13 protein-coding genes are annotated in these 12,610 nt (G+C 65.2%); 5 read left to right on the forward strand and 8 right to left on the reverse strand.

Features of this window, described 5'->3' with window-relative positions:
- Positions 1-17 precede the first annotated feature (17 nt).
- The 6 genes from pdxS to AC3IT0_RS12250 form a co-directional block, all read right to left on the reverse strand.
- Positions 18-944, reverse strand: a complete 927-nt coding sequence (gene pdxS / locus AC3IT0_RS12225) for a pyridoxal 5'-phosphate synthase lyase subunit PdxS (RefSeq protein WP_489320067.1) — start codon at positions 942-944, stop codon at positions 18-20.
- Between the two features lie 141 nt (positions 945-1,085).
- Positions 1,086-1,709, reverse strand: coding sequence for a phosphatidylinositol phosphate synthase (pgsA, locus tag AC3IT0_RS12230; protein WP_489320068.1), 624 nt, complete (start codon positions 1,707-1,709; stop codon positions 1,086-1,088).
- A complete protein-coding gene (locus AC3IT0_RS12235) occupies positions 1,699-2,286 on the reverse strand; it encodes an HIT family protein (protein WP_489320069.1) in 588 nt (195 codons plus the stop codon). The genes pgsA and AC3IT0_RS12235 overlap by 11 nt, the downstream gene beginning before the upstream one ends.
- A gap of 20 nt (positions 2,287-2,306) precedes the next feature.
- A complete protein-coding gene (thrS, locus tag AC3IT0_RS12240) occupies positions 2,307-4,316 on the reverse strand; it encodes a threonine--tRNA ligase (RefSeq protein ID WP_489320070.1) in 2,010 nt (669 codons plus the stop codon).
- Between the two features lie 116 nt (positions 4,317-4,432).
- A complete protein-coding gene (locus AC3IT0_RS12245; RefSeq protein ID WP_489320071.1) occupies positions 4,433-7,921 on the reverse strand; it encodes a DNA polymerase III subunit alpha in 3,489 nt (1,162 codons plus the stop codon).
- Positions 7,918-8,253: a DUF6504 family protein gene (locus AC3IT0_RS12250; RefSeq protein WP_489320072.1), complete on the reverse strand. Its 336-nt coding sequence runs from the start codon at positions 8,251-8,253 to the stop codon at positions 7,918-7,920. The genes AC3IT0_RS12245 and AC3IT0_RS12250 overlap by 4 nt, the downstream gene beginning before the upstream one ends.
- Before the next feature lie 154 nt (positions 8,254-8,407).
- On the opposite strand from AC3IT0_RS12250, the gene AC3IT0_RS12255 reads away from it, so the two are divergent.
- On the forward strand, positions 8,408-8,797 hold the full coding sequence (locus AC3IT0_RS12255; protein WP_489320073.1) for a hypothetical protein: 390 nt from the start codon (positions 8,408-8,410) through the stop codon (positions 8,795-8,797).
- Positions 8,798-8,852: 55 nt separating this feature from the next.
- Here the strand turns inward: AC3IT0_RS12255 and AC3IT0_RS12260 are convergent, their stop codons facing one another.
- On the reverse strand, positions 8,853-9,173 hold the full coding sequence (locus AC3IT0_RS12260; RefSeq protein ID WP_489320074.1) for a chorismate mutase: 321 nt from the start codon (positions 9,171-9,173) through the stop codon (positions 8,853-8,855).
- A 19-nt stretch (positions 9,174-9,192) separates the two neighbouring features.
- On the opposite strand from AC3IT0_RS12260, the gene AC3IT0_RS12265 reads away from it, so the two are divergent.
- Positions 9,193-9,615, forward strand: coding sequence for a VOC family protein (locus AC3IT0_RS12265; protein ID WP_489320075.1), 423 nt, complete (start codon positions 9,193-9,195; stop codon positions 9,613-9,615).
- 24 nt (positions 9,616-9,639) lie between these two features.
- Here the strand turns inward: AC3IT0_RS12265 and AC3IT0_RS12270 are convergent, their stop codons facing one another.
- On the reverse strand, positions 9,640-10,371 hold the full coding sequence (locus AC3IT0_RS12270; protein ID WP_489320076.1) for an SOS response-associated peptidase: 732 nt from the start codon (positions 10,369-10,371) through the stop codon (positions 9,640-9,642).
- Between the two features lie 158 nt (positions 10,372-10,529).
- On the opposite strand from AC3IT0_RS12270, the gene AC3IT0_RS12275 reads away from it, so the two are divergent.
- The 3 genes from AC3IT0_RS12275 to AC3IT0_RS12285 all read left to right on the forward strand — a co-directional run bounded on the left by AC3IT0_RS12275 (position 10,530) and on the right by AC3IT0_RS12285 (position 12,595).
- On the forward strand, positions 10,530-10,787 hold the full coding sequence (locus AC3IT0_RS12275) for a mycoredoxin (protein ID WP_056340387.1): 258 nt from the start codon (positions 10,530-10,532) through the stop codon (positions 10,785-10,787).
- A gap of 84 nt (positions 10,788-10,871) precedes the next feature.
- A complete protein-coding gene (locus AC3IT0_RS12280) occupies positions 10,872-11,957 on the forward strand; it encodes an S-(hydroxymethyl)mycothiol dehydrogenase (RefSeq protein ID WP_489320077.1) in 1,086 nt (361 codons plus the stop codon).
- Entirely contained in the window at positions 11,954-12,595 is a 642-nt protein-coding gene (locus AC3IT0_RS12285; protein WP_489320078.1) for an MBL fold metallo-hydrolase, read from the forward strand. Before AC3IT0_RS12280 ends, AC3IT0_RS12285 begins: the two co-directional genes overlap by 4 nt.
- Positions 12,596-12,610: the final 15 nt, after the last annotated feature.

A 12,610-nucleotide genomic window follows, 5' to 3' on the forward strand; every position in this document is an offset into this window, starting at 1 on the left:
GTACTGCTTTAGAGCTGCTACCAGCCGCGCTCGGAAAGGCGGTGCGGCTGCGGGATCTCGTCCACGTTGATGCCCACCATGGCTTCGCCGAGGCCGCGGGAGGCCTTGGCGATGACGTCGGGGTCATCGAAGAAGGTGGTGGCCTTGACCACGGCAGCGGCACGCTGGGCCGGGTTGCCGGACTTGAAGATGCCGGAGCCGACGAACACGCCGTCGGCGCCGAGCTGCATCATCATGGCAGCGTCGGCCGGGGTGGCAATGCCGCCCGCGGTGAACAGCACCACCGGCAGCTTGCCGGCAGCGGCAACTTCCTTGACCAGCTCGTACGGGGCCTGCAGTTCCTTGGCCGCGACGTAGAGCTCGTCCTCGGGCAGGGCGGCAAGCTTGGCGATCTCGGCACGGATCTGGCGCATGTGCCCGGTCGCGTTGGAAACGTCGCCGGTGCCGGCCTCGCCCTTGGACCGGATCATCGCCGCGCCCTCGTTGATGCGGCGCAACGCCTCACCGAGGTTGGTGGCGCCACAGACGAAGGGAACCTTGAAGTTCCACTTGTCGATGTGGTGGACGTAGTCGGCCGGGGTCAGGACCTCGGACTCGTCAATGTAGTCCACGCCCAACGACTGCAGGACCTGGGCCTCGACGAAGTGGCCGATCCGGGCCTTGGCCATGACCGGCACGGAGACGGCGTCGATGATCTTGTCGATCATGTCCGGATCGGACATGCGGGACACGCCGCCCTGGGCACGGATATCGGCCGGAACACGCTCCAGCGCCATCACTGCAACGGCACCGGCGTCTTCGGCGATGCGGGCCTGTTCAACGTTGACGACGTCCATGATGACGCCGCCCTTGAGCATCTCAGCCATGCCGCGCTTGACGCGGTTGCTGCCCGTGACGCTGTTCGCGGACGAACCGGCTTCGCTGCTTACATCAGGTGTAGACACAAAAACCCCTATGGGTAGATAGATGATCTTCGCCGGGCGTGAGGGCGGCAGGAAGCCGGAAGTACACGCACCGGGTTGCCGGATCCATTGACCGGGCAGTCACAATACTAGTCCCACGGCAGGCGGCGGGCTTAATCAGCCTTAATCCGAAGCCGCGGACTCCGCAAAGGCCTGGCGATGGACCGTGGCTACGCGCTGGATGATGGTGATGAGGCTGGCCAGGGCCAGCAGTCCGAGAGTCACCAGAAGAACCACTTGGGGCAATCCCAGGCCAGTGAATCCGGTGACCACCAGCACCGAAACCAGTCTCTCGGCGCGCTCGGCGATGCCCACATTCGCCGTGAAGCCAAGGGATTCGGCCTTGGACCGCGCATAGGAGACCACCATGCCCAGAACCAGGCAGAGCATGGCTGCAACGGCGATGGCGTAGTCGGCACCCCCGGTGAAGAACCAGATGGCCACACCCGCGAACAGTGCGCCGTCGGCGATCCTGTCCAGGGTGGAGTCCAGGAAGTTTCCCCAGCGGCCGCCGGTGTCCCGCAGCCGGGCCATTATGCCGTCGAGCACGTCCGAGAAGATGAACGCGGTAATGAACAGGGTCCCCCACCAGAGCTGGCCGAGGGGGTAGAAGACCAACGCACCGACCACCACGCCGGCGGTTCCGATGACCGTCACCGCGTCAGGGGAGACACCGATTTTCAGGAGCCAACGCGCAAGCGGAGTGAACAGCGCGGTGAAAAACCCGCGCGCGTGCCTATTTAGCATCCGTCTCCCCGGGCCAGGCCTCTGCAACCTGCTGGCGGACTTCATCCAGGGTCTGCGTGACGGCCTTGGTCTGGGCAATGATGGGGAAGAAGTTGCCGTCCCCGCCCCAGCGCGGAACGATGTGCTGGTGCAGGTGCGCGGCGATTCCTGCCCCGCCAACGACGCCCTGGTTCATGCCGAGGTTGAACCCGCCCGGGTTCGCTACTTTGCGCAGGACCCGCATGGCCGTCTGGGTGATCTCCGCGAATTCCGCGGTCTCCTCCAGCGTGAGGTCCGTGTAGTCCGGGACATGCCGGTACGGGCAGACCAGGAGGTGGCCCGGATTGTAGGGAAAGAGGTTGAGGACCACGTAGCAGGTTTTCCCCCGGTAGACGATCAGGGCTTCCTCGTCAGTCCGGCCCGGACCCACGCAGAAGGGGCAGTCGTCCTCGTTCTTGAACTGCTGCTGGCCGCCCTTGATGTAGGCCATCCGGTGCGGAGTCCACAGGCGCTGGAAAGCATCCGGCACGCCCGCGAGCTCAAAGTCATCTGTCAGGCCGGCATCCCCTGGATAGCCTGCGCCTGTGGTCTCCTGCACCGTGTTCTTATCCGTTTCCGCTAGCTGGTCCGGTTACGGACGGCTTCTGTGATCCGCTTGACGGCCTCGGCCACCGGCACGCCGTTGTCCTGGCTCCCGTCGCGGAAGCGGAAGGACACCGCGCCGGCCTCGGCGTCGTCGCCGCCGGCAATCAGGACGAACGGGATCTTGTCCTTGCTGGCGGTGCGGATCTTCTTGGGGAACCTGTCCGACGACGTGTCCACCTCGGCGCGGATGCCCGCCGCCTTGAGCTGGTCGACGACGTCGAACATGTACTCGTTGAACGTTTCGGCCACCGGGATGCCCACCACCTGGACAGGGGAAAGCCACGCGGGGAACGCGCCGGCGTAGTGCTCGGTGAGCACGCCCATGAACCGCTCGATGGAACCGAAGAGCGCACGGTGGATCATCACCGGACGCTGGCGGGTGCCGTCGGCTGCCTGGAATTCCAGTTCGAAGCGTTCCGGGAGGTTGAAGTCCAGCTGGATGGTGGACATCTGCCAGGTGCGGCCGAGGGCGTCCTTGGCCTGGACGGAGATCTTCGGGCCGTAGAAGGCAGCTCCACCCGGATCCGCGACCAGTTCCAGGCCGGATTCCTGGGCCACCTCGGCGAGGGTCCGGGTGGCTTCTTCCCAGGCGGCGTCCTCGCCGACGGACTTCTCCGGGTCCTTGGTGGACAGTTCCAGGTAGAAGTCGTTCAGGCCGTAGTCCTTCAGCAGGTCGAGGACGAACGTCAGGGTCTTAGTGAGTTCGTCCTTCATCTGCTCGCGGGTGCAGTAGATGTGGGCGTCGTCCTGTGTCATGCCACGCACCCGGGTCAGGCCGTGGACCACGCCGGACTTTTCGTACCGGTACACCGAACCGAATTCGAAGAGGCGCAGGGGCAGTTCGCGGTAGGACCGTCCCCGCGAGCGGAAGATCAGGTTGTGCATGGGGCAGTTCATCGGCTTCAGGTAGTAGTCCTGGCCGGGCTTGCGCACGGTGCCGTCCTCATTGAGTTCGGCGTCGATGTGCATGGCCGGGAACATGCCCTCCTTGTACCAGTCCAGGTGGCCCGAGACTTCGTACAGGTGGCCCTTGGTGATGTGGGGGGTGTAGACGAACTCGTAGCCGGCGTCGACGTGGCGCTGGCGGGAGTAGTCCTCCATCTCCTTGCGGATGATGCCGCCCTTGGGGTGGAACACCGGCAGGCCGGAGCCCAGCTCGTCCGGGAAGGAGAACAGGTCAAGTTCGACGCCGAGCTTGCGGTGGTCGCGCCGCTCAGCCTCCGCGATGCGCTCCTGGTAGGCCTTGAGCGCGTCCTTGGTGGGCCAGGCGGTGCCATAAATGCGCTGCAGCTGCTGGTTCTTCTGGTTTCCCAGCCAGTACGCCGAGGAGGACCGGGTCAGGGCGAACGCATTGGAGATGAGCTTGGTGTTGGGCAGGTGCGGGCCACGGCAGAGGTCGCACCAGACGGTGGTTCCCTCTTTGCGCTCGACGTTGTCGTAGATGGTGATGTCCCCGGCGCCGACCTCGACGTTGACGCCCTCGCCGGCCTCGGCGGCGTTGTTCTTCTTGCCCAGGAGTTCGAGCTTGTAGGGCTCGTTCTTCATGGCCTCGCGGGCCTCGTCCTCGCTGACCACGCGGCGGACGAACTTCTGGTTCTGGTTGACGATCTTGAGCATCATCTTCTCGAGGGTCTTGAGGTCCTCGGGGGTGAACGGTTCAGCGACGTCGAAGTCGAAGTAGAAGCCGTCTGTGATGTACGGGCCGATGCCCAGCTTGGCGTCCGGGCGCAGCTGCTGCACGGCCTGGGCCATCACGTGGGCGGTGGAGTGGCGCAGGACGTTCAGGCCATCCGGGGAATCGATGGTGACACCCTCGATCTCGGCGCCCTCGGGCAGCTCCTGGTCCAGGTCCTTCAGCTCGCCGTTGACGCGGGCAACAACAACATCGCGGCGCTCAAAGAAGAGTTCCGCACCGGTTGTCCCGGTAGTCACCTTGGTCTCTTCGCCATCGACGATGAGGGTGATCTGCTGGGCATCTGACACGAGTGTCTCCTATTCAAAGTTTTAGGCTTCATAGCTTGCGGCATACGGGGACCACAGCCAGCCACCGTCAATGCTATCGGTTTCCCGGGAGGCCTACTAACGGGACCCACGGCCGCTCAGCCGCCCATTCCGGTAATCGCCAGGCTTCGGCTGATTCCGTCCAAAGGATGCGGCACATCGGTGCTCTCCACCCGATCCGCCGCGAACGGCAGGGATTCCACCCGGCTCAGGTCCCAGGCCATGCTGGCGCTCAGGCTGATTCCCCGGGGACCTGTCCGCCGGGTAGTGCCCCGGATCAGCAGCAGCCTGGTGCCGAACAGCAGCAGCCCCGCCTGCTCCTGGGCTTCATGGAAGAACACGGAGTCGACGCAGCCGGTGCCGTCGTCGATGCTGATGAACACCACCCGCCGGCCGCCACGCATGGGCGGCGTCTGGGTGGCGATGCGCACCCCGGCCACCAGCACTTCGGTGCCGTTGCGCAGGCTCAACAGTTTGTCTGCAGTGGTGACGCCCAGCCGGTCCAGCATGGGCCGGTGGCTGTCCATCAGGTGCCCGCTGACATCGATGGCCATCAGGTCCAGTTCTGCCCGGACGTTTTCCACCAGGGTGGGCGCAGGTAGCCCGGGTTTGACGTTCCGCAGCTCCACATCCCCCAGCGGCAGGGACAGCTGCCCTTCCATGATGTCGATGCCCTTCCGGGTCCCGCCCGCGGCTTGGAGCTGCTGCAGGTGCTGGACGAGGTCCGCGCGGTTTGCGGCGCCGCCTGATTCGCGGTGCAGGGAGTCAAAGGCACCCAGCTGGGCGAGCCTTTTGATGCTTGGCTTGCTCAGCCTGGACCGGGCCCGGAGGTCAGCCAGGGAGTCGTAGGGCTGGCCGGCGACAATCCGCTTGAGCTCGGTCCCGGACAGGCCATAGATGCCGTTAAGGCTCAACCTGATCCCCAGCTTGCCGGCGTCCGGCCCGTCCGCCACCCGTTCCACCCGGTACTCGGCCTGGCTGCGGTTGATGTCCAGCGGCAGGATGGGGATGCCCAGCCTGCGGGCCTCGGCCACCAGCAGCCGTTTGGGGTACATGCCGGGATCGTGCTCCCACAGCCCGGCCAGGAAAGCCTCGGGGTGGTGCGTCTTGAGCCAGGCGGACTGGTATGTGGGAACGGCGAATGCCGCCCCGTGCGCCTTGCAGAAGCCGAAGCTGCCAAAGGCTTTCAGTGTCCCCCAGACCTTGTCCACCACTTCCGGGGAGTACCCCTTGATCCGGGCCTCCTTGCGGAAGAACTCCTCCACTTTCAGCTCGAGAACCTCGTTGCCAAGCGCCCGGCGGAACTCATCTGCGCGCGCCAGGCCGCAGCCGGTCATCACGTGGAACGTTTTCAGGATCTGTTCATGGAAGACAGTGACGCCATGCGTTTCCTGCAGCACGGGTTTCAGGTCCGGGTGCGGGTAGACCTCCGGCGCGAAGCCGTGCCTGTGCTCCAGGAAAGGCCGCACCATGTCCGATTTCATGGGGCCCGGCCGGAACAGCGATATATCGATGATGAGGTCGTTGAACTCACGCGGCGCCAGCTTGCCGATCAGCTCACGCTGCCCGGGTGATTCGATCTGGAAACAGCCCAGGGTGTGGGTGCTGCGGATCAGTTCGTAGGTTGGTTCATCATCCAGCGGCACGGCGTTGAGGTCGATGTGGCCGTTCTCGGCGATGTAGTCCGGCCCGGTCCCGTCCGGACCTGCGGGGTGGGCCCCCGCCGCCACCACTTCGGCTTTGGAGGGATGGATCCGGATGACTTCCCGGACGGCAAACGCCATGGCGCTCTGCATCCTGACCCCCAGGACATCAAGCTTGAGCATGCCCATGGGATCCATGTCGTGTTTGTCGAACTGGCTCATGGGCAGCCCCAGTCCGCTGGGCTGGACAGGGGTCCGGTCAAGCAGCGTGGCATCGCCCAGGATCACCCCGCAGGGATGCATGGAAATATGGCGGGGCAGCCGGTCCAGCCGTTCGGTGAGGTCCACCAGCAGGTCAAGCTGCTGGTTTTCGGCGAAGTCCCGTTGTTCCACCCGGCCGGCGAACTCCCGCAGCTCAGGTTTCTCAACCAGTGCCTCACGGAATTTCCGGGCCGAGAAGCGCCACAGCTGCTTGGCGATCTCACCGACGTCGTCATTATCCATCCCCAGGGCCATCCCGGCGTCACGGACGGCACCGCGGGCGCGGTACCCGTTCTGCATGCTCATCAGCGTGACGCGCTCGGAACCGAAGCGGTCAAAGATCCGGCGGTACACGTTGTGCCGTTCGGCGCTTTCGACGTCGATGTCGATGTCCGGCAACGTGGCCCGGTCCCGGGACAGGAAGCGTTCGAAGATCAGGTCGTGCTGCAGGGGGTCCACCTGGCTGATATCAATCAGGTAGTTGACCAGGCTGGAGGCCCCGGAACCGCGGGCGGCCGCCCTGACGCCCATGTCCTGGATCATCCGGGAGACCTCCGCGACCGTGAGGAAATAGGAGGAGAACCCGAGGTTCCTGATGATCCCCAGCTCATGCTCCAGCCGCGAGCGCATGTCCTTGTGGGCCGGGCCTGATATTCCCGGGAACCGCCTGCTGATCCCGGCCTCACAGCGTTGTACCAGTTCAATATGCGGGTCCTGGCTGATGCCAATGACCGATGCCTCGGGGACTACTGGCTGCTTCCATCCCATGTCAGTCACCGGGTCAATCCGGCAGAAGTCGGCGAGCGCCTCGGTCTGTGCCATCAGCTGTTTGAGGTCCGCTGCGCCATACCCTGCGGCGCGGATGATTTCCTTGCCGAGCTGAAGCATCTGCGCCGATGATTTGAGCCAGGCCTGCCCGTTGGGCTGGAGCAGCGGTTCGGCCGCGAGTTCGGGGAGGGACTTCAGCGTCCGGGCGGAGTCGAGCACGTCCGCCGTGGCGGCACCGTCTTCTGCGCAGTAGCGGACCGCATTGGTGAGTACGGCTGGCACGTGGTGTTCTTCCGCGAGTTTGAGCATGCGTACTGCGTGGGCGGTGCTCAGGGGCGCTCCGGGGGCGGTGAGCTGGGAAACGACTTCGGCCACCAGGGTTCTTGGGGGCATGGCGTCCAGCCAGCTTTTGAAAAGAGTGCGCGGACGGAGGTAGCGCCGGCCGCTCATGGCCCGTCCGACGTCGGAATCCGGGCCGATCAGGACGGTCAGGACCGGTTTCAGGGTTTGGGGGTCGAGCGTGCGGGAGGCGAGTTCGGCGCGTGTGACCGCCACCGGCACCGTTCCCCCGGCTTTGCCGGAGGTACGGGCATGGGCATCGGACACCAGCCGGCACAGTGCGCGGTAGCCCGCCCCGTTGTTGTGGCCGCGGGCGAGCACCACCACCCTGCCGGCGAGCTGGGTGCGGTGGTCGCCGTCGTCGTCGAAGACCGCAAGGTCCACTCCCACGATGGGGTCGATGCTGGCTTCCATGCAGGCCTTAAGGTGCTTGATGGTGCCGTAGAGGCCGTCCCGGTCCGTGCAGGCGAGCGCGGTTGCGCCGTCCGCGGCGGCAACTTGGGTCAGTTCGTCGGGCCAGGCCACGCCATAGTGTGCGCTGAAGGCCGTGGAAACGTGAAGGTGGGAGAAGCTCATGCTGTTTGGGGCCGGAGGGCGTCGTGGATCTGCAGGAGCCTCCAGCAGCCGCTGCCGACATGCCTGCTCAGGTCCAGGGTGAGCGGCTCCCCTTCATCCCGGGGCCCGGCACTCCGCGGGTCCGCCCGCACTTGGACGCGCCAGATTTCGTGGTCCACCAGCCCCGGCCCGCTGCCGAGGGGCGCACGGCGTTCCTCGGCCCACCACTGCCGGCGTTCGTACCACCGGACAGGCTCGGCGCATACCGTGTAGTGCCGCCCGGCCCACTGGAGTTTCAGCGGCTGGCCGGCGGGGGTGCAGACGACGTCCACGGACTCGCTGAACATACCCATGGGCGCCTCCCGGAACTGAACGGAGCTGATGCAAAGTGCTGCTGCAAAAGCAGGGTATTCGAATACATGTTCGAATAAATCCAGTCTACGACGGTGCTCCGACAAAACCTAGACAGGGGTGGACGGACGGGCAGCAGGAGGGCAGGATTATGGCATGAGCACCAATGACGCACTCCTCAAGCACGTAAGCATCAAGGCCCAGGACGAAAAGCTCGTGGCAACCTTCGATATCGACGGCAACATCCCGGGGGCAGGTGCGTACGTAGTGGGGCTGGTGGCGGCGAGCCCTGATTACTCATCACAAAGACGCTTGGGCATTGAGTTCATGAACGGGGAGGCCATTGCCTTCTACTCGTTCAGCCATGACCAGAGCGCCGAGGAAAACTACGATCTTGGCGGCGTGACGCACTCGGGCAGCACCATCACGGGCAACTTCCCCGTCGCGGCCGTCCATGGCCTGGGCAAGGGGCACATTATGTCGGCCTTCAGCGAGGCTGACGGCAGGGAGTTCCAGTCGGGCGTCGCCGTCGACGAATCGCTCTAGGCAACACCGGGACAGGTGCTGCCGGAACCGTGTCCGGACAGCACCCGGGGCGGCGTCAGCTGCTTTCTTTGTGGACCTTCATTTCGAGTTCAATGAACCCCGAGATCATGGCCCGGTAGGTTGATTCCACGATGTCCGGATCAATGTCCTTCTTTTCCGCGGCGGCCCGGACATGCGCAATCACCCGTTCCACCCGGCCGGGCGCGCGGACTTCAGCGTCGTCCCCCTTCAGGGTCCCGGCGATCCGGATCAGGCGTTCACGCCGCGCAATGAGCGTGACAATCTGCTCGTCAACTTCGTCGACCGCAATCCGAACGGCAGCGAGCTGTTCCTTGTCGGCCAAAGCGTCCCTATCGTGTCCTTGAATTGTTGCCATCTTCTGACAGTATCGAAGCATGCAGCCCAGAGTCGACTTCATCTCACTAGGCGTTCGCAGTGTTGACGCCTCCCGCCGGTTCTACGCGGAGGGCCTCGGCTGGCCTGTCCAGCGCGAGTTTCCCGGCGATGTGGTGTTCATCCAGGTCAACCACGGCCTCATCCTTTCCCTGTGGGATGCCGCGCAGATGCACGCCGAGGCCGGGGTAGGCGCTCCCGGCCCGGTCCCCTGCATCACGCTTAGCCACAACCTGCCCAGCACCGAGGCGGTGGACCGAGTCATGGCGGAAGCGGCATCGGCCGGGGCCACCATCGTCGCCGCACCCGTCACTCAGCCTTGGGGCGGGTACAGCGGCTATTTCGCCGATCCGGACGGCTTCCGCTGGGAGATCGCCTATAACCCCACCTGGGGAGTGGACGACGCCGGCAAGGTCACCGTTTAGGGGCACGTCGCCCCGGGTGCCGGCTTAGAAGAGTGCTTCCACCGGCCGGATGAGTTCCGGGGAGTTGTTGCGTACGTCACCCACCTCGGTACCGACCGAATCCACATGCCAGTCAGCCGCGACTTCCTTCACATGGGCCCGGACCAGGTCCACGAGGAAGGCGGCGTCATCGATCTGCGGATCAAGCCACGACGCCATCGTTGCCCGGTCCATGGGCAGTGGCACGCGGTCGTGCAGGGCAGTGAGCTTGCCGAAAATTGTGGACTCAGCACCGGGCGGCGGGGTGTCTGCGGTCAGGATGGACGTGGAGAGCATCCACCGTCCGGGATCGCCGTCGGCCTTGGACGGATCCTTCCACCACTCATACAGGCCCGCGAACACCAGCCCGCCGGTCTTGCCTGGATGAACGTAGTAGGGCTGTTTGGCTTTGCCGGTGCCCTGCTTCCATTCGTAGTACCCGTCCGCAGGGACAGCGCAGCGGCGTGACTTCACGGCCTTGCGGAAGGCCGGCTTCTCCAGCACAGTCTCGCTCCGCGCGTTGATCATCTTGGGACCGATCCCCGGATCCTTCGCCCAGGACGGTACCAGGCCCCAGCGGGCCACATGCAGCTGCCGCACGGGGCTGTCGTCGATCAGCCGTTCCAGGACGATTGGAACGGCGTCGGTCGGCGCCACGTTCCAGGACGGGGGAAGGTGCACTTCTTCTTCCAGCTGGGCATCAAAGTCGGCCAGCAAATCGCCCACGGCCCGTGCCATCACATAGCGTCCACACATGGCTCCAGCATGCCATCAGCGTTATGTACTGTCATCCGACACGGCTTCCGCCGGGCATTCGAAGGGCCGGCTCAGGGAATAGTCCGCCGCGGGTTACCGTTGACAGGAACGAACCCCCTCAACGAAATCAGGAGAGCTCCGTGGACTTTACCCCCGAGAACGGCACCATCACCATGTTTTCCACCACCTGGTGCGGCTACTGCAACCGGCTGAAGAAGCAGCTGGACGCGCAGGGCATCGGCTACACGGAAATCAACATCGAAGAGGTGGAGGGCACAGCCGACCTCGTGGAGAAGCTCAACGGCGGCAACCGCACCGTCCCCACCGTGCTCTTCCCGGACGGCACGGCCGCCACCAACCCTTCCGCCGCCGAGGTAAAAAGCCGCCTCGCAGCCTGAGACCTGCAGCCCATGTGGTAGACAGAACGGGACCAACATCCGTGTTGGTCCCGTTCTTGTCTATCTGCATTGAGGGAGCCTTTCGTGGTCCATAAAGTCAAAGGTGTCATAGCCCGCTCCAAGGGCGCCCCGGTCACTCTGGAGACCATCCTGGTCCCGGATCCGGGCCCGGGCGAGGCCCTGGTGGACATCATCACCAGCGGCGTCTGCCACACCGACCTGCACTACAAACTGGGCGGTATCAGCGATGACTTCCCGTTCCTCCTGGGCCACGAGGCCACCGGCGTGGTCAGCGCCGTGGGCCCCGACGTCACCAATGTCGTCCCGGGCGACCGTGTGGTACTGAACTGGCGGGCCGTCTGCGGCAATTGCCGTGCGTGCAACCGTGGCCAGGCACAGTACTGCTTCAACACCCACAACGCCACCCAGAAGATGACGCTTGAGGACGGCACCGAACTGTCCGCCGCCCTGGGCATCGGCGCGTTCACCGAAAAGACACTCGTGGCTGCCGGCCAGTGCACCAAGGTGGATCCCGACGCCGACGCTGCCGCGATCGGCCTGCTGGGCTGCGGCGTCATGGCCGGACTGGGCGCCGCGATCAACACCGGCGGCGTCAAGCGCGGCGATACCGTCGCCGTCATCGGCTGCGGCGGCGTGGGCGTGGCTGCCATCGCCGGCGCCGCGCTCGCCGGAGCCACCACCGTCATCGCCGTCGACATTGACGCGAAAAAGCTGGAGCGCGCCAAGGAACTCGGCGCCACCCACACCGTGGATTCCTCGGATTCGGACCCGGTGGAGAAAATCCGGGAGCTCACCGGCGGGTTCGGCGCTGACGTGGTGATTGACGCCGTCGGCCGCCCCGAAACGTACAAGCAGGCGTTCTACGCGCGCGACCTCGCCGGCACCGTTGTGCTGGTGGGCGTCCCGACGCCGGAGATGACCCTTGAACTGCCGCTCCTGGACGTTTTCGGCCGCGGAGGATCGCTGAAGTCCTCCTGGTACGGCGACTGCCTGCCGTCCCGGGACTTCCCCATGCTGATCAGCCTCTACAAGCAGGGCAAGCTGGACCTGGATGCCTTTGTTACCGAGCGGATCACCATCGACCAGGTGGAGGAAGCGTTCGAGAAGATGCACTCCGGTTCGGTGCTGCGTTCGGTGGTGGAACTGTGAGCCTCCGGATCGAGCGACTCGTCACGTCCGGAACATTCTCGCTCGACGGCGGCACCTGGGATGTGGACAACAACGTCTGGATCGTGGGCAACGAGGAGGAATGCGTGGTGATCGACCCCGCGCACGACGCCAAGGCCGTTGCCGCCGCCGTCGGTGGCCGGAAGCTCAGGGCGATCCTGCTGACCCACGGCCACGACGACCACATCCGTTCGGTGGGTGACTTCTGGGACCTCGTCCAGGCCCCGATCCACCTCCACGAGGCCGACTGGATGCTGTGGAAGAGTGTCTACCCGGACGTGGAACCCGACGTCGCCATCAAGCACGGCGACGTCATTGAGGTGGCGGGGGCCAGCCTGACGGCCCTGCACACCCCCGGGCACTCGCCTGGCTCGGTGTCCTTCCACCTGGCTGACGGGCCCGACGGCGAGGGCTCGCTCTTCAGCGGCGACACCCTGTTCCAGGGCGGCCCCGGCGCCACGGGAAGGTCCTACAGCGACTTCCCCACCATCATCGAGTCGATCCGGACGTGGCTGCTGCCGCTCCCGGCCGAAACGGTGGTCCGGACCGGGCACGGCGACAGCACCACCATCGGAGCCGAAGCCCCGCACCTGGACGAGTGGATCGCGAGGGGCCACTAAAGGCCCCGGCAAGCG

It is taken from the genome of Pseudarthrobacter sp. KH_020_B (assembly GCF_057840185.1).